We start from the raw sequence: 15,772 nt of genomic DNA, 5'->3' as shown, positions 1-15,772 counted from the left end.
ATGCACCTATTGATGCAAATAGAAAGGCCTACGATCCACCAGGGCAGCACAGCGACGTAATGCTTCGGGTGTGTTGGAGGATGGTTTCCAGGCGAGTGACGATGGCCGGGCCGTCTACCTCGTAGAACACCTGCCGTCCGGCCTTAGTCGCCCGTACGATATTTGCGTCCAGAAGTACCTGGAGATGGCGGGATACCACCGAGCGTTCCTGGGGAAGGTCAGCGGCGATCTCGCTGACGTCTGCGCGGCCAAGTTGCATCACGCGCTTGAGCACGGCCACCCTGGAAGGTTCGCAGAGGGCTTTGAAGAAGGCGCCATCCAGCGACTCGATGGCTGCTTCGATGGCATGGGAGCGGGTGATAGTGGGCGTTTGCATGCCGAGAATATATGTGCACAATCATGCACATGTAAAGCTGTGACAGCTCATGAGAAGTGCGCATGGCTCCCACGCATTCCGTCCTGTAAGCCTTTACCGAATATTCGAAAAATCATATATTCGAAAAAACATATATGAACAGGGTATGGCCATGAGATCCAGGACCCGCGTGCTGTTCGTCTGTGTCGCTAACGCCGCCCGTGAAATCAACGAACGCATCAAGGTGTTCGTTCTGGTGAAAACCAAACGTTGAGAGCGCCATGACCGACCATCTGACCCCGACCACCGTTTTCAAATGCCTTGCCGACGAGACCCGAGTGCGCGTGATGCTGCTCATTACCCGCGAGGAAGAGCTGTGTGTCTGCGAACTCACCTGTGCCCTGGATGAGAGCCAACCGAAGATTTCTCGTCACCTGGCCCAGCTCCGCACCTGTGGGTTGCTGGCGGATCGCCGCCAGGGCCAGTGGGTGTACTACCGCCTTCATCCCAATTTGCCCGATTGGGTGCATCGCGTGCTTACCACGGTGCTGGACGCCAACAGGCAATGGCTGAGCCCTGACTCGGAGCGCCTGGAAGGCATGGGCGACCGCCCCGAACGCGTTGCTGCTTGTTGCTGAGGATTAGATCCATGACCGACGACCACATACCGAACCTCGATGCCGACCTGGTTGACCTGCCGACCCTGGACAAGCTGGGCAGCATGCTGTCGGCCACACATAAGCCGCGCATCCTGCTGCTCTACGGATCGACCCGCGAGCGCTCCTTCAGCCGCCTGTTGACGGAGGAGGCCGCGCGCCTGCTCCAGCACTTCGGCGCCGAGACACGCATCTTCGACCCGTCCGGGCTGCCGCTGCCCGATGACGTGCCGGACAGCCACCCCAAGGTGCAGGAGTTGCGTGAACTCGTGCTCTGGTCGGAGGGGCAGGTGTGGTGCTCGCCAGAGCGCCACGGTTCGATGAGCGCGGTGTTCAAGGCACAGATCGACTGGATTCCTCTGGCCATGGGCGCGGTGCGTCCGACCCAGGGCAAGACCCTGGCGGTGATGCAGGTCTGCGGCGGCTCGCAGTCGTTCAACGTGGTAAACCAGCTGCGCGTGCTGGGTCGCTGGATGCGCATGTTCACCATCCCCAACCAGTCCTCGGTGCCCAAGGCCTACCTGGAGTTCGATGAGGCGGGGAGGATGAAGCCGTCCTCTTTCTACGACCGTGTGGTGGACGTCATGGAGGAGCTGGTGAAGTTCACCCTCTTGCTGCGTGAGCGCTCGGACTACCTGGTCGACCGCTACTCCGAGCGCAAGGAGTCGGCTGAAGAGCTGTCCAAACGCGTCAACCAACGTTCCATCTGATCCAGCATTCATACGAGAGCACGAGCATGAGCATCAAAGTCGGTATCAACGGTTTCGGTCGTATCGGTCGCCTGGCGCTGCGGGCGGCATGGGACTGGCCGGAGTTTGAGTTCGTCCGCATCAATGACGTTGCGGGCGACGCCGCCACCCATGCCCATTTGATCAACTTCGACTCGGTACATGGTCGCTGGCAGCGCGAAGCCAGCGCCGAGGGCGACGGTGTGATGATCGACGGCAAGCGCATCCAGGTCACTGCCAACAAGGCCATCTCCGACACCGATTGGTCCGACTGCGATCTGGTGATCGAGGCCAGTGGCAAGATGAAGACCGTCGCAGTGCTCCAGGCTTACCTGGATCAGGGCGTGAAGCGCGTAGTAGTGTGCGCGCCGGTGAAGGAGCAAGGCGCGCTGAATGTGGTCATGGGTGTCAACCAGCATCTGTTCGACCCGGCGCAGCATCGCATCGTCACCGCCGCGTCCTGCACCACCAACTGCCTGGCCCCGGTGGTCAAGGTGATCCACGGGAACCTCGGTATCCGTCACGGCTCGATCACCACCATCCACGATCTGACCAACACCCAGAGCATTCTCGACCAGCCACACAAGGATCTGCGCCGCGCCCGTGCTTCGGGGATGAGCCTGATCCCCACCACGACGGGTTCGGCCACCGCCATCGCTGAAATCTTCCCCGAGCTGCGTGGTCGCCTGAATGGTCACGCAGTACGTGTACCGCTGGCCAACGCATCCTTGACCGATTGTGTATTCGAAGTGGAGCGAGCGACTTCGGTGGAGGAGGTCAACCAACTGCTCAAGGCGGCTGCCGAGTATGAGCTGAAGGGCATCCTCGGCTACGAGGAACGTCCGCTGGTGTCCATCGATTACCGCACCGACCCGCGTTCCTCGATCATCGACGCGCTATCGACCATGGTGGTCAACGGCACCCAGGTGAAGCTCTATGCCTGGTATGACAACGAATGGGGCTACGCCAACCGGGCCGTTGAACTGGCGAAGTTGGTTGGTCTGGCAGGTTAAGAGGGAGCAAACGGCGATCATGAAGGTGCTGTCAGGCCTCTCCACTGAAGTCCGCCAGTACCTGCTGGTGACCGGCAACTACTGGGCATTCACCCTCACCGATGGCGCGCTGCGCATGTTGGTGGTGCTGCACTTCCACACGCTGGGCTACACGCCACTCCAGATCGCCGCGCTGTTCTTGTTCTACGAGATCTTCGGCGTCATCACCAACCTGGTGGGTGGCTACCTGGGTGCCCGCCTGGGCCTTAACCGCACCATGAACATCGGCCTCGGCATGCAGGTCATCGCGCTGCTGATGCTCGCGGTGCCGCCGGCCTGGCTCACCATCCCATGGGTGATGGGCGCCCAGGCGTTGTCGGGTATTGCCAAGGACCTCAACAAGATGAGCGCCAAGAGCACGATCAGGCTCCTGGTGCCGGACAGCCAGCAGGGCACGTTGTACAGGTGGGTGGCGATCCTCACCGGCTCGAAGAATGCCCTGAAGGGCGTGGGGTTCTTCCTTGGCGGGGCGCTGTTGGCCCTGTTGGGGTTCGCGGGGGCGGTACTGGCCATGGCGACGGTGCTGGCGCTGATCTGGCTCGGTAGCCTGGTCATGCTGAAAAGGGACCTGGGCAAGGCCAAGGCCAAGCCGAAGTTTCGCGACATCCTCTCCAAGAGCCGGGCGATCAACATTCTCTCGGCCGCGCGGCTGTTCCTGTTCGGTGCCCGCGATGTCTGGTTCGTGGTGGCACTGCCGGTCTACCTGAGTACGGTATTCGGCTGGGACTTCTGGCTGGTCGGTGGCTTCCTTGCCGCCTGGATCATCGGCTATGGCATCGTCCAGTCCCTCGCCCCGGCGATCACTGGCAAGCAGCATGGTCACGTGCCGGATGGCCGCGCTGCCTTTGTCTGGGCCAGCATGCTGGCAGCGATGCCGGCAGCCATCGCCATCGGCCTTTCGGCAGGCTGGTCAGCGCAGCCGGTGCTGCTTGGCGGCCTGATGCTGTTTGGGGTGCTGTTCGCGGTGAACTCCTCGCTGCACAGCTATCTGATCGTCTCCTACGCCAAGGAGGATGGTGTGTCGCTGGACGTGGGCTTCTACTACATGTCCAACGCCCTCGGTCGTTTGCTGGGCACGCTGCTTTCCGGCTGGATCTTCCAGGCCTATGGGCTGGAGGCCTGTCTGTGGGTATCTACAGCCTTTGTGCTGCTGGCTGCCCTGATTTCCATCGGCCTGCCCAGGCATGCTGAGGTCATGGATCCATCCGCCTGAGGAGTTCTTGGCGTCGCATTAGGGGGGCGACGCCGATTGAATGCCTCGCCAGTCGCTTCGATTAGCGGAAAGTGTGGTCTGTTTCGGAACTGGTGGGCAGGTAGTCAAAGAGTGATGGAGTGCCGTTGTTCCGGCAGGCATCTCCGGTCTCTGCGAGCAGTCCGCTCCTGCCCCTGGATCACTTCGCGATAGGGTCGCTGGGCGTGGAAGCGTTCCTCTTCCCGCAGGCGAGGAATCACCTCGCGGGTGAGCCATTGGCGGATGCAGCGATTCTTCCCGGTGGTAGTAGAGGATCAGCACGGTGTACACGCCGGACTCGCTGACCAGCAACTCCTGCTCGAAGTCGCCATGGCTGTTGCGCATCCAGACGCGCTGCAATTGATCTTCATCCAGGTTGCGAGACACCCGCTCGGGCAACGGCGCGTGGTTGATCAGTCGGGCCAGATCGCTAGCGGAAAACCAGGGTTCTTCATCCAGCAGCACGGCTCGTAGCTGGCGCTTGTGACGGATGAAGGTGGCGGGCAGGAGGACTTCGGCGTCCGGGGGAGGGGCGGGGTGAAACTGGGGAAACTCGGGAAACTCGGGCATATCCATTACCTCTGTGTGAGCAGCTTTCTTAAGGCTGTTGGCGTCGGGAGTTAAGAAACCCACACAGAGGCCGGGCGTATTCCCCTTACGGGTCTTGTATTAGCCCACTCCCGACAGAGCAGAGGTTTTGTGCGGGTGCGAGTATGCCGCGAGCACAAAAAAGCCGCTGAGCTTTCGGGAGCGGTTGGTCCGCTGTGTGAGTAAGCGTTTCTTAGGCGCCGGGGACAGAGGCTATGGGCAGGGTGGGGAAGCGGCAATGCAGTTGGGGTGTGGGATTTGGCTGAGTGGAGTTGGAGAAGTGTGACCCTGCAAGGGTGGATGACGCTCTTTTCATCCACCAATGCGCCGGGCTTCATCCACCCGTTCACTCCCTCCAACGCCCGCCCTCGGCGTCCGATTCATGCCCTGCCCAATCCGCCGGATAAATCCCGTCTTTCACCGCGCGATCGAAACTCGAAAACGGCCATTCCTGCGCATGCCGCACATGGCCATGCTTCACCGGGTTGAAGTGGATGCAATCGAAGTGCCGTTGGTCATTGAGGTCGTCGCGGATCAGGTGTTCCCAATAGCGCCGCTGCCAGATGCCGCGTTCCCCACGCTTTTGTTGGGTATCGGTGCGAGGTTCGGCGTTGGTCAGGCGTTTGGGGAAGGCGAACTTGATGGCTTTCCAGCGTTCGGCATAGGCCCGATCGCCGGGAGGTAAGTGAATCGCCCTGGGGGGATGATCATGCGTAACTCGGTGATTCTGATCGACCAGGTGCAGATCGAGATTTCGCAGGGCCGTGACCCGTGGAATGCGGTGCTGGATGCTGCCATCTGCCGGGCCCGCCCGGTGATGCTGACGGCGCTGGCTACCGTGCTGGCAATGATCCCGCTGACGCGCAGCGTGTTCTGGGGGCCGATGGCGATTGCGATCATGGGCGGCCTCACCGTGGCGACATTGCTGACAATCTTCTTTGTCCCAGCGCTGTATGCCGCCTGGTTCAAAGTGCGCCGCCATGCGGGTGCCGGTGACCAGCAGATGACGGCCGATGCCGCGCTCAATTCCTGAGTGACGGCGCGGCGGCATTACGCCTCAACCTCCGCGACACAGGCTGATCGGGTGTGATCAGCCTGTGTCGCCTCGAGGCCGGGGCTTGGCCGTGACATTGCTGAGTTGCGTTCGACTGGCAGCCAGCCAATTGCGGATTCCACCGATGGATGCAACGGATTGGCTAAAGCATTCAGCGGGGCTTTGCGTCGACCAATTGAATCCACAGCCGAAAGCTGCCAGTCCCGAATGTCAGCTACCGGCCGATTCTGTTGAAAAAGTGGGTGTCGTCCAGGCTCGCTCACGCAAAGCCGAAAATCGCACGATTGACGTGTCGCTACGCAAAAACTGGGGCAGTTCAGTGCCGGAATTTGGCTCAGATTTCAACGTAAGGAGCCTACTTTCTCGGGCAAAAATTAAGGTTGGACTTTTCCAACAGAATTGGCCAAAAGCGGACATGGCATAAGGCAGGCTGCTCCGGTTATCAGCGCACACGCGCTCATCCTAGCCCCTCCTAGCCCTCCAGATCACCGTTGCGTATGGCAAAGCTGATGGCCTGGGCCGTTGTTGCAACGCCAAGACGGCGACGCGCCGAACGCAAATGGTTTTCCACCGTACGCTCCGACAGACCGAGCGTTGCGGCAATATCCGCCTGACGTTTTCCTGCAGCAATCCACGCTAGGACTTCGCGCTCACGCTCGGAAAGTTTTCTGTATACCTCGCCCACTGGCGACTCCAGCAACCGGCGAGCGGAGAAAAACGCAGCCGTGGCCACGATGCTCAGCGCTAGGCGAACTCGATGAGTCGCATCCACCCGCTCTCCGCCAAGGCTCATGGCACCTTCAAGCCCCAGTGGACCGAATACAGGTATTTGCAACCCATGAATGCCGGGGCCCACCGGAGTGCGAACCACCCGGTAAAGCTCGCCGCCGTTGCCCTTCACCTTGCTCCAGTAAAAGGGCTCACGGGCCTCAAGGATATGGCGCGTTACCGGACAACGCCGGACATAGGTCTGTGCGTCGACCGTAGCCTGGTCATCGAACCAGTTACCCTCGACCCAGTAGATGCGTTCGACCACTTCGTCTCGTGCCGATGTAGCGGAAAACAGGACGAAGCGGTCGTAACCAAACGGCATGGCAGAGGCGCGGACTGACTCCTGGATCACCGAAAGCGTTTGAGCACTCTCGATCGCAAGGGCGGCTCGAAATGCCGCCTCGGCCATGTCCTGAGTCACCCCGCTGCGACCTCTTTCAGCAACGCGGCGGCCGCCAGCTTACCCAGAGCGTTGCCCGCGAGCGGGCTGTCGCCGGTGAGCAGCTTCCGGTCCTGGTGGGTTGCACCCGAGATGTCCTGGTTGATGATCTCAAGACCCAGCGCCTTCAGTTCCTCCCCGAATTTCCAAGTCAGATGGCCGGGCATGTAACCGATGTCAGGGGTCTTCGCGTCCAGATCATCGGGAAACGCGCAGATCTTGTAGCCGTTGTAGATGCAGGTGTCCCGGCTTTCACCGATGCCTGCTGCGAGCAGAGCCGCAGGGCCATGACAAAGGGAGATCACGAACTTGTCGTTTGCCGAAGCCCATTGAAGGACCTTTTTCACATCTTCGCTCCTGGGCAGACCGATCAAGGCCCCGTGTCCGCCAGGAATGAACACGCCGATATAGTCGGAGTCTTCGCCCAGCTTCTGCTCGATCACATCAGCCAGTTTGAGCGGGGTCTTGAACTGGTCGCGATACTTGGCGTACTGCCCTTTCACCTCGGCGTCTTCGGAGGGCATGGCCCAGAACTCGAATTTGACCGGGTTTCCGGACAGGGTCGCGATGTCGAAGGCAAACCCGGCTTTATCCATATGGTACATGGGCAGCAATGTCTCTACGGGGTGGTTTCCCGTCGAAAACTGGGTGCCGTTGTCCGTCAGCAAATAGCGCTCATCGGCCCCGATCATCAAGACCTTCCAACGCCCTCCGCGATAGGGGGTCGGATAGTCGGCTCCACTGAGGTCGGATTTGGATGACGTGAACTGGCTGAGAGAGTACGGCGAAGGGAAAAAAGCATTGTCCTCGGCCGGGTCAGGGGTCGGGCGCTTGTCGTCAGTCGGTACGGTAGTCATGATTCTTCTCCGTCGATCGGGTCGATTACCGAGAGCAATGCTAGAAAGGTGCAACACCGCCAGACAATGAGGGATTTCCCTCAACGCCTACGCTGAGCACGCGAGGCGGATGCCAATCTGAAGTTCAATCAGTAAGACTAGTCGCTCAGCCTAAAGTCCTTCAGGCTGATAGGTCTCTCGATGACGTGAAGGCTAGGCCTCCCCAAACAGTCGGGGGCAGACCGCGACAATGAGGCTGCTGAGGGGCAATTGCTTCCGCTGCTGAGAGGCAGCTCCCGGCCGATTCTGTTGAAAAAGGCGGTTCTGCGGCAGCCAGCCGGCGAGGTGTGCCAGCGTTCGAAGTGGCTACCAGCCACTCCAAGTTGCCTTTCGGCGTTTCACTGAGCCACCGGGCTCAGGTTTGCGGGTTAATTCGAGGGTTTCTGCTCGCAGTAGGCGTACCTATCCCGTGAGCAGTGGCCCTTGAGGCAAAAGCTTTGCCATGCGTCGCAGGTTTTGCACCGTCGCGGCCAAGGTGAACTCGTCAGTCGCACCCGTCAGGCCACGCAGCCGTATGTGGTCGAGTTTCATGATCCGTTTGAGGTGGGCAAAGAGCATCTCCACCTTCTTGCGCTCGCAGCGGGAGCGGAGTTATTCCGGCGTCTTGGCGATGCGTCGCGCTACGTCGCGGGCAGCTTCATGGATGCTGCGCACGACCTTGCGGATCAGCGTATTGGGACAGCACTTGGCTTTCAGTGGGCAGGTGGCGCAGTCGGCTCGGCTGGAGTGGTAGATGATGGTGTTGGCCTTGGTCACCCGCGATCTCTGTTGGGTGAAGGTGCGCCATTCACTGCGTAGCGGTTTGCCGGTTGGGCAGCGGTATTCATTGGCCTCCTGATTCCAGTGAAAGTCATTGCTGGAGAGGCTGTCGTCCTTGCGCTCGGTCTTGTCCCACACCGGCACATGCGGCTTGATGTCCTTCTCTTCGACCATCCAGGCCAGCATCGGGACAGTGCCATAGGCGGTATCACCGATGAGCCGTTCCGGCGTGAGGTCGAACTGCGCTTCGACGCGCTCCACCATCGTCCTGGTCGACTCGACTTCGGCGGTCCGATGCGCCGGCGTGGCTTCCACATCCAGGATCACGCCGTGCGCGGTGTCGAGGGTGGCGTAGGCAAAGAAGGCTGGGCCGCCTGGCGCGGCGGTCCACCGCGCCTGCGGATCGGTGAGCGAAATCTTCTTGGGCAGGGCCTCGGCCAGCGCATCCTCATCGAGGGCTTCGAGGTACTCGCGCACGGCGCGGGTGCTGAGCGCCGAATCGCGCCAATCGATCTCATCGCCCGGCACCCCGCGTTGCCGGCTGGCATCCGCCTTGATGATGCTGGCGTCGACGGCGAAGCCTTCACCTTTGACCAGCCCAGCGGCCATTCAGCGCCGGAGCACCCCATTGAACAACCAGCGGAACAGGCCGCTGTCACGGAAGCGGCCGTGACGATTCTTCGAGAAGGTCGAGTGATTGGGCACTTCGTCCTCCAGGCCCAGCCGGCAGAACCAGCGGTAGGCCAGGTTCAGATGCACCTCTTCGCATAGCCGGCGCTCGGAACGGATGCCGTAGCAGTAGTCGACCACCAGCATGCGCACCATCAACTCCGGATCAATCGACGGTCGCCCAATGGGGCTGTAGAAATCCGCCAGGTGGGCGCAGGTCACTGAGATCCAGGCACTGGTCGATGCTGCGCAGGAGGTGTTGGGGCGGGAGGTGCTCTTCCAAGTTGAACGAGTAGAACAGGCGCTGCTGTCCTCCCGGTAACTGTCCCATCATGCTGCCTGCCCCCACGCTCACTGAGCGCGTGATTTTGCCGGCGGCATGGGGCGGCAGCTACTTTTTCAACAGAATCGGCCAGAAGCGGACTCAGGCAATGCGTCGATGATTCGACTATCCGCAACCTTTCCCGTTCAGCTCCCAAGTGCTACGGAGTGCAGTGCGTCACCCGCGCCGATCACTGATGGCCCACGCTTTCCACCGCCTTGAGAATCACCGCGGCGACGTCGGCAGGTTGCGATTGCTGCGGCACATGGCTGCTGTGCAACTCGGTCAGCTGGGCGCCGATGCGCTTGGCGGACGAGCGCTGGACATCCGGGTGAATCATGCGATCTTCGCTGGCCAGTACGTACCAGGACGGCTTGGTCCTCCATGCTGCAACGGTGGTTTTGTCCTCGAATGCGGACGCACGAATCGGCCCTTGAGTCGCAGTCATCACGGCCGTCTGTTCAGCCGGTAGGTCTTGGGCGAAGTCTTTGGCCATGCCTTCCGGCGTCAGGTAGAGAAACCCGTTGGCATCGGGCTTGATCTGGCTGATACCTGGCGGGGTCGGTGCGCCTTTGCCTTGTTCGCCACTGATCTGCCCGGCGTCGGGTGCGAACGCGGCGACGTAGACCAGCGCGCTGACGTTCTGCTGGTTGCCCGCTTCACTGATCACGGTGCCGCCCCACGAGTGGCCGACCAGCACCACTTTGCCTGGCTGGTTGCGCAGTGCGCGTTGGGTGGCGGCGACGTCATCGGCGAGGGAGGTGAGCGGGTTCTGCACGACGGTCACCGCAACGCCTTTGGCCTGTAGTAACGGAACCACTTTGGCCCAGTCCGAACCATCGGCGAATGCGCCATGTACGATCACCACGGAAGGCAGGGTACTCTCGGCGTGGCTGACGCCTGCACTGAAGGTGGTAGCCAGGGCGAGGGCGACGGTAGCGAGTTGAGCGTTGATTGTTTTCATCGGGATGACTCCTGTGTAGGGAGCTCCAGTTTGCTGACGGGCCTGCACTGCGGGTATCGGTCATTTATCCGAGCCAGGGAGTTTTCATGGATAGCACGCATCGATACGACATTTCCTTAGGCGCGGCACTGGCGGCCATCGCCCAGGTCGGTGATCTCAGCATGGGCCAACCGCTGGGACACTCCCTACGCGTGGCTCGCCTGGCCAGGCAGCTGGCGCAAGCGAGACAGGCAGGCGCCGAGCAGATGAGGGTGGTGGAGCAGGTGGCCTTGCTGCGCTGGTCGGGCTGCACGGCCAATGCCGACGGGTTTGCCCACCTGCTTGGCGACGATGTGGACGGCCGCCGCGCCATGCTGGACGGCACGTTGAGCGCCGCCGACATGAACGCCGTGCACAAAGCGGCGCCGCTTGCCGTGGTGCACTGCGAAGTGGCCGGCGAAATTGCCAGAACGCTGGAGCTGGGCGACGCAGTGGAGACCGCGCTGTGCCGGGTATTCGAAACCTTCGATGGCAGCGGCCGGCCACTGGGGTTGACCCATGAGCACATCCCAGAGGCGGCCTACCAGGTGGTGCTCGCCGGGGATCTGGACATTCTCAGCCGCGCCCATGGGGTGGAGGCGGCGTTGAAGTGGATCCATGAGCAGGCTGACCGGCGCTACCCAGCCGACCTCGCGGCGTTGCTGGTGAACAATGCGAAGGGCTGGTTGGCCGGGTTGGACGCCACCGCTGACACTCAGGGCGTCTCGGACAGCGAACGCCCCGTTTGCCTGAGCCTGGTGGGTGATGTGATCGATTTGAAGCTGCCGTGGCTGGCGGGGCATTCGCGGCAGGTGGCCCATATCGCCGTAGAGGCCGCTCGCTTGTGGGGCGTGGCCGAGTCCAGACGGGCGGAAATCGGTAAGGCCGCGCTTATCCATGGACTGGGCCGGGCCGCCGTTTCCAACCACGTGTGGAACACCGCCGGGCCGCTGCCCTACGGCGCTGCGGAGCGTGTGCACTTGGTGCCGTACTGGACGCACAAAGCGACTCGGTCGATCCGCGAACTGAGCGCGCCGGGCGAGATCGCTTCCTATGTTTACGAACGCCTCGACGGCAGCGGCTACTACCGAGGCACAGCGGCGGAGGCACTGTGCGCCGAGAACCGCTTGCTGGCCACTGCCGTCGCTTGGGTAGCGTTGCGCGGTACCAGGCCTTGGCGTGTCGCGCACAGCGAAGCCGATGCTGCCAGGCTGCTTAAACAGGAGGCCAGTCGCGGCGTCTTCGACGGTGAAATCTGCGATGCGGTGATCGCCGCCGCCCGTGGCGAACGCACCCTCACCCAGCCCAAGAACCCGCTGCTCACCCCACGTGAATGCCGCATCCTTCTGGAGATCAGTCAGGGCGCCAGCAACAAGGAAGTTGCGCGCAATCTGGCCATCAGCCCAAGTACCGTGCGCACGCACATGGAAAGCATCTTTCGCAAACTGGGGTGTTCCACCCGGGCGGCGGCGACGCTGAAAGGACTGACGCTGGGTTTGATTGCCTGATACCCATCGCGGACTAAACGCCCGCACGGGCCAGGGCAATGAAGGCCTTGAGCGCGGCCGACGGGTTGCGGCGGTTGGCGTAGTACAGGCACAGGGCGTCGCGCGGCGGGGTCCAGGCTTGCAGCACCCGTTCGAACTGACCCGTTTCGATTTCTTCCATGACGTCCTGCTCCATGAAAAAACCGAGCCCGATGCCTGCCTGCACCACGGCCTTGGCCACGCCAGGTTCGTCCAGGGTGAGCGGGCCGCGCACATCCAGGCGGATAACCTCGCCATCGCGCTCGAACTGCCACGGGAAAATCGCCCCGTTGGGTAAACGGATACGCAAGCACGGATGCTGGAGCAGGTCTGTTGGGGTGAGCGGCCGGCCATGGGCGGCAAAGTAGGCGGGTGTGCCCACCACCGCGTAGCGTTGCGGTTGACCCAAGGCGATGACGATCATGTCGCTGGGCACCAGATTCGTCGCCCGCACGCCGAGGTCAAACCCATCGGCAACGATGTCGACCAGGCGCCCCTCTGTGACCAGGTCGACGTGTACCTGTGGATAGCGTCGCAAGAACTCCAGCACCAGTGGCAGCAGCGCAGCGCGGGCGGCGCTGGCGAACGCATTGATACGCAGCACACCCGACGGCCCGGCGTTGTGCGAGCGCACCGCGTCCAGCCCGGCACGCACATCCCGCAAGGCCGGCCCCACCTGTTCGATGAACATCTCGCCCGCTTCGGTCAGCGACACGCTGCGTGTGGTGCGATTGAAAAAGCGCGTTTCCAGGCTCGCTTCCAGCTTGGCGATGGTGTGGCTCAATGCCGTGGTTGAAATTCCGAGGTCGATGGCCGCCTGGCGAAACGACGCCCGGCGTGCAACGGCCATGACCGCTTCCAGTTCGTTGAGGCTGACGCGCGGGTCCGACATGGGATTGTCCTGAATTTTGGGATTACTCGTTAACCGTTGTCCCAGTTGAGCAAACAATTTATGGCGCGCCAACATTGCTCTCGTTCAATCCAACAACCCAAGCGAGAGGAGACAGGCCATGAACCTTGATCTGAGCGGCAAACGAATTCTGGTTACCGGTGGCACCAAAGGCGTTGGCAGCGCTGTTGTAAAACTGTTGCTGGAAGAGGGTGCCCAGGTGCTGACCTCGGCACGGCAAGCCACCGAGGACACGCCGCAGGCGGTGTTTTTCGCCGCGGACCTGACAACCGCGCAAGGTTGTGAGGCGTTGGCGGCGGCTGTCCGGGAGCGCCTGGGTGGCGTGGATATCATCGTGCACGTGCTGGGCGGCTCCACCGCTCCCGGCGGCGGGTTTGCCGCATTGGGCGAGGATGAGTGGCAGAACGAACTGAGCCTGAATCTGCTTCCGGCCGTGCGCCTGGATCGTGCGCTGCTGCCGGACATGCTGCAGCGCAAAGCCGGCGTGATCATCCACGTGACGTCCATCCAGAGCCGCCTGCCGTTGCCCGAAGCGACCACGGCCTATGCGGCGGCCAAGGCGGCACTTTCCACCTACAGCAAAAGCCTGTCCAAAGAAGTGTCGCCACAAGGCGTACGGGTGGTTCGGGTGTCGCCTGGCTGGGTCGAAACCGAAGCATCGGTGGCCTTGGCCGAGCGCCTGGCGCAGAACGCGGGCACTGACTATGAAGGGGGTAAGCAGATTGTCATGGACGCATTGGGCGGCATACCTCTGGGCCGACCGGCCAAGCCACTCGAGGTGGCCGAACTGATTGCCTTCCTGGCTTCGCCGCGCTCGGCGTCGATCACAGGCAGCGAGTTCGTGATTGATGGCGGCACGGTGCCGACGGTTTGAGTCGCCGGCAGCCATTCACTTGGGTGGGGCCACATTCATAGCTGAAATGTGTGGCATGTCGCCGAAGGGTTTTCCCTGCCTCAGCGCGCTGGGCCGCAAGCGTTGATCGGTTTGCTGGTGGTGGCGTTCAGCAAGATTAGCCAGGCCATGGAGCAGAAGCAGTAGCCTCCAAGCCCGCATGTTCCGGTCAGTGTTCTTCACTGCACCGCACGTCCTTCGAAGTGATCATCAGCGCTTGCTGCGCCGTTGATGACGATCAGGCTCCGCGAGGAATGTCTGATCGCCGTCAGGTCAGAACTTGGCGCGCGGTGTTATCGATACCGCTCGTGGGTGACCCAAGATATTGCAGCCCTGGAAGGCAGCTATTGGCCGAGTGCGACCGTCCGCTATGGGGAGGACTACTGCCTTGGTGGCTGGCTGCTGTCGGCCGAAGTCGGAGCTACTCACCAATGAAAAAGGGCCGGTGAGCATTACCCACCGGCCCTTTCTCGTACTCCTTCGACCCCAGTTCCTTTGGGGTTAATGGTCTTGACCGTACAACGAGGCCATCCTGGGATGGCCGGCGCCGCTACCCTCCCCAGGGCATCGACTGTGCACCTTCTCGGTGCATCCGTTTCAACATTCAGTGAAAAAGTTTCAGTGTTTGTTGAAAAACTACGTGACCCGGATTCAATCCCAGCTCAGCGCGCCGCCGGTCTGGTACTCGATGACGCGCGTCTCGAAGAAGTTCTTCTCTTTCTTCAGGTCCATGATTTCGGACATCCATGGGAACGGGTTGGTCGCGCCCGGGTATTCCTCTTTCAGGCCGATCTGGGTCAGGCGGCGGTTGGCGATGAATTTGAGGTAGTCCTCCATCATCGCGGCGTTCATGCCCAGTACGCCGCGCGGCATGGTGTCGCGAGCGTATTCGATTTCCAGCTGGGTGCCCTGCAGGATCATCTGGGTGGCTTCGTCCTTCATCTGGGCATCCCACAGATGCGGGTTCTCGATCTTGATCTGGTTGATCACGTCGATGCCGAAGTTCAGGTGCATGGACTCGTCACGCAGGATGTACTGGAACTGCTCGGCGGTGCCGGTCATCTTGTTGCGGCGGCCCATGGAGAGGATCTGGGTGAAGCCGCAGTAGAAGAAGATGCCTTCCAGTACGCAGTAGTAAGCGATCAGGTTGCGCAGGAACTGGCGGTCGGTCTCTGGGGTGCCGGTCTTGAACTCGGGGTCGGAGATCGAGCGGGTGTACTTGAGGCCCCAGGACGCCTTTTTCGCGACGCTCGGAATCTCGTGGTACATGTTGAAGATCTCGCCTTCATCCATGCCCAGCGACTCGATGCAGTACTGGTAGGCGTGGGTGTGGATCGCCTCTTCGAACGCCTGGCGCAGGATGTACTGGCGGCACTCGGGGTTGGTGATCAGGCGGTACACGGCCAGCACCAGGTTGTTGGCAACCAGGGAGTCGGCGGTGGAGAAGAAGCCGAGGTTGCGCATCACGATGCGGCGCTCGTCTTCGCTGAGGCCGTCCTTGCTCTTCCACAGGGCAATGTCGGCGTTCATGTTCACTTCCTGCGGCATCCAGTGGTTGGCGCAACCATCCAGATACTTCTGCCAGGCCCAGTCGTACTTGAAGGGTACGAGCTGGTTGAGGTCGGCGCGGGCGTTGATCATCTGCTTGTCGCCAACCTGCACGCGCGCGGCGGAGCCTTCGAGGTCGTCCAGGCCTTCCTGGATGTCGAGGGCGTCGAGGGCCTTCTTGGCGCGGGCTACGGCGTCGGAGTCGTCGGCCGATACGGCGCGGGCGTCTTCAACGGAGCCAGCGGCTTCGTCGTCGAGCTTGTCGATGTTCTTGGCTGCGGCCTGGGCAACGGCGGGGGCTGCCTTGGCTTCGGTGGGGTCTTCTTTGTCGAATTCGTCCCAGCTGAGCATTGTTCCTCTCCTGGTCTGCGGACCGGTCTATGCCGGCCTGGGT

The 15,772-nt window shown here is 61.6% G+C and carries 15 protein-coding genes and 2 pseudogenes; 9 read left to right on the top strand and 8 right to left on the bottom strand.

The features are described 5' to 3' along the window. Nucleotides 1-28: 28 nt before the first annotated feature. Entirely contained in the window at nucleotides 29-376 is a 348-nt protein-coding gene (locus D6Z43_RS11115; RefSeq protein ID WP_120652062.1) for a helix-turn-helix transcriptional regulator, read from the bottom strand. 260 nt (nucleotides 377-636) lie between these two features. Here D6Z43_RS11115 and D6Z43_RS11110 point away from each other — a divergent pair, with 260 nt between their 5' ends. From D6Z43_RS11110 to arsJ, 4 genes are read left to right on the top strand one after another with little or no spacing between them, the layout of a single operon-like run. Further along, the gene (locus D6Z43_RS11110; RefSeq protein WP_120652060.1) at nucleotides 637-993 is read left to right on the top strand and encodes a metalloregulator ArsR/SmtB family transcription factor; all 357 of its coding nucleotides are present in this window, start codon (nucleotides 637-639) and stop codon (nucleotides 991-993) included. A gap of 11 nt (nucleotides 994-1,004) precedes the next feature. Further along, nucleotides 1,005-1,721, top strand: a complete 717-nt coding sequence (gene arsH, locus D6Z43_RS11105; protein ID WP_120652058.1) for an arsenical resistance protein ArsH — start codon at nucleotides 1,005-1,007, stop codon at nucleotides 1,719-1,721. 26 nt (nucleotides 1,722-1,747) lie between these two features. After that, nucleotides 1,748-2,752, top strand: a complete 1,005-nt coding sequence (locus tag D6Z43_RS11100) for an ArsJ-associated glyceraldehyde-3-phosphate dehydrogenase (protein WP_120652056.1) — start codon at nucleotides 1,748-1,750, stop codon at nucleotides 2,750-2,752. Between the two features lie 19 nt (nucleotides 2,753-2,771). Beyond that, nucleotides 2,772-4,004: an organoarsenical effux MFS transporter ArsJ gene (arsJ, locus tag D6Z43_RS11095; protein WP_120652054.1), complete on the top strand. Its 1,233-nt coding sequence runs from the start codon at nucleotides 2,772-2,774 to the stop codon at nucleotides 4,002-4,004. A gap of 18 nt (nucleotides 4,005-4,022) precedes the next feature. Here the strand turns inward: arsJ and D6Z43_RS11090 are convergent, their stop codons facing one another. Further along, the gene (locus D6Z43_RS11090; protein WP_174235581.1) at nucleotides 4,023-4,592 is read right to left on the bottom strand and encodes a hypothetical protein; all 570 of its coding nucleotides are present in this window, start codon (nucleotides 4,590-4,592) and stop codon (nucleotides 4,023-4,025) included. Nucleotides 4,593-4,992: 400 nt separating this feature from the next. Here D6Z43_RS11090 and D6Z43_RS27900 point away from each other — a divergent pair, with 400 nt between their 5' ends. The 3 genes and pseudogenes from D6Z43_RS27900 (at nucleotide 4,993) to D6Z43_RS27895 (ending at nucleotide 6,088) form a co-directional block, all read left to right on the top strand. Then, on the top strand, nucleotides 4,993-5,295 hold the full coding sequence (locus D6Z43_RS27900; protein ID WP_162945835.1) for a hypothetical protein: 303 nt from the start codon (nucleotides 4,993-4,995) through the stop codon (nucleotides 5,293-5,295). Nucleotides 5,296-5,307: 12 nt separating this feature from the next. Next, a pseudogene (locus D6Z43_RS11080) lies at nucleotides 5,308-5,643 on the top strand (efflux RND transporter permease subunit); the annotation flags it as partial. Between the two features lie 145 nt (nucleotides 5,644-5,788). After that, on the top strand, nucleotides 5,789-6,088 hold the full coding sequence (locus D6Z43_RS27895; RefSeq protein WP_153917860.1) for a hypothetical protein: 300 nt from the start codon (nucleotides 5,789-5,791) through the stop codon (nucleotides 6,086-6,088). A gap of 48 nt (nucleotides 6,089-6,136) precedes the next feature. On the opposite strand, the gene D6Z43_RS11075 is transcribed toward D6Z43_RS27895, so the two are convergent. The 4 genes and pseudogenes from D6Z43_RS11075 to D6Z43_RS11060 all read right to left on the bottom strand — a co-directional run bounded on the left by D6Z43_RS11075 (nucleotide 6,137) and on the right by D6Z43_RS11060 (nucleotide 10,484). Next, on the bottom strand, nucleotides 6,137-6,856 hold the full coding sequence (locus D6Z43_RS11075) for a PA1136 family autoinducer-binding transcriptional regulator (protein ID WP_120652053.1): 720 nt from the start codon (nucleotides 6,854-6,856) through the stop codon (nucleotides 6,137-6,139). Further along, nucleotides 6,853-7,731 carry a glyoxalase III HchA gene (gene hchA, locus D6Z43_RS11070; RefSeq protein ID WP_120652051.1) on the bottom strand — a complete coding sequence of 293 codons (879 nt, stop codon included), beginning with the start codon at nucleotides 7,729-7,731 and terminating at the stop codon, nucleotides 6,853-6,855. Before hchA ends, D6Z43_RS11075 begins: the two co-directional genes overlap by 4 nt. 441 nt (nucleotides 7,732-8,172) lie before the next feature. Then, nucleotides 8,173-9,532, bottom strand: a pseudogene (locus D6Z43_RS11065) (transposase). Nucleotides 9,533-9,710: 178 nt separating this feature from the next. Next, nucleotides 9,711-10,484, bottom strand: coding sequence for an alpha/beta hydrolase (locus tag D6Z43_RS11060; RefSeq protein WP_120652049.1), 774 nt, complete (start codon nucleotides 10,482-10,484; stop codon nucleotides 9,711-9,713). Between the two features lie 86 nt (nucleotides 10,485-10,570). Between D6Z43_RS11060 and D6Z43_RS11055 the strand changes: the two genes are divergently transcribed. Beyond that, on the top strand, nucleotides 10,571-12,010 hold the full coding sequence (locus tag D6Z43_RS11055) for an HD domain-containing phosphohydrolase (RefSeq protein WP_120652047.1): 1,440 nt from the start codon (nucleotides 10,571-10,573) through the stop codon (nucleotides 12,008-12,010). A 13-nt stretch (nucleotides 12,011-12,023) separates the two neighbouring features. Here the strand turns inward: D6Z43_RS11055 and D6Z43_RS11050 are convergent, their stop codons facing one another. Then, nucleotides 12,024-12,920 carry a LysR family transcriptional regulator gene (locus D6Z43_RS11050; protein WP_120652045.1) on the bottom strand — a complete coding sequence of 299 codons (897 nt, stop codon included), beginning with the start codon at nucleotides 12,918-12,920 and terminating at the stop codon, nucleotides 12,024-12,026. 118 nt (nucleotides 12,921-13,038) lie between these two features. On the opposite strand from D6Z43_RS11050, the gene D6Z43_RS11045 reads away from it, so the two are divergent. Further along, on the top strand, nucleotides 13,039-13,812 hold the full coding sequence (locus D6Z43_RS11045) for an SDR family oxidoreductase (RefSeq protein WP_120652043.1): 774 nt from the start codon (nucleotides 13,039-13,041) through the stop codon (nucleotides 13,810-13,812). A gap of 669 nt (nucleotides 13,813-14,481) precedes the next feature. On the opposite strand, the gene D6Z43_RS11040 is transcribed toward D6Z43_RS11045, so the two are convergent. After that, nucleotides 14,482-15,729, bottom strand: coding sequence for a ribonucleotide-diphosphate reductase subunit beta (locus D6Z43_RS11040; RefSeq protein ID WP_028628950.1), 1,248 nt, complete (start codon nucleotides 15,727-15,729; stop codon nucleotides 14,482-14,484). Between the last annotated feature and the right edge of the window lie 43 nt (nucleotides 15,730-15,772).

This window comes from Pseudomonas sp. DY-1, assembly GCF_003626975.1.
Lineage (GTDB): Bacteria > Pseudomonadota > Gammaproteobacteria > Pseudomonadales > Pseudomonadaceae > Metapseudomonas.
This window is presented reverse-complemented; position numbering and strand designations above follow the sequence as displayed.